1 protein-coding gene is annotated in these 586 nt (G+C 59.4%); it reads left to right on the top strand.

Translation table 11 applies throughout. The features are described 5' to 3' along the window. Positions 1-26 precede the first annotated feature (26 nt). On the top strand, positions 27-479 hold the full coding sequence (locus tag CAPSK01_RS04970; RefSeq protein ID WP_273703115.1) for a transposase: 453 nt from the start codon (positions 27-29) through the stop codon (positions 477-479). Positions 480-586: the final 107 nt, after the last annotated feature.

Raw genomic sequence — 586 nt, 5'->3', positions numbered from 1 at the left:
AACTCGGACAAGCCTGGGCCGGCCGCATGATCGACCTGCTGGTGGCGGCCTGTCACGAGGTGAACCAACTTGGCGGTCCGCTGTCCTCGCGACAAATCGCAAGCGTCCGTGATCGTTATGAAAAAATCCTCGCTGAAGGCGAAGCCTTGAATCCGCTTGCCCCGAAATCGGGGAAACGCGGGCGAACACGACAGAGCAAAGCCGCCAATCTTCTGCTCCGCCTGCGCCATTACGCCGACGACGTCTGGCGCTTCGCCACCGATCACCACGTCCCCTTCACCAACAACCTCGCTGAACACGCCGTTCGCATGCCCAAGGTCAAACAGAAAGTCTCCGGCTGCTTCAGAACCAAAAACGGCGCCGATACCTTCTGCACCCTCCGCTCCTACCTCGCCACCATGCACAAGCAGGGCACCAATCTCTTCCAGGCACTTACCCTGACTTTCCAAGGCAACCCTCCTCAGCCTCGTTTCGCGTGAATTCGCCATCGGGGGGACCTGAGTAGTTACGGTGAAAATTCAATTGCGTGCTCCCTACGGTGGAAATCGCAGGGTGGAAAACGCTCGACCAGCCTGAACGGCGCGGC

This window comes from Candidatus Accumulibacter vicinus (assembly GCF_000584955.1).
Taxonomy (GTDB): domain Bacteria; phylum Pseudomonadota; class Gammaproteobacteria; order Burkholderiales; family Rhodocyclaceae; genus Accumulibacter; species Accumulibacter vicinus.
This window is presented reverse-complemented; position numbering and strand designations above follow the sequence as displayed.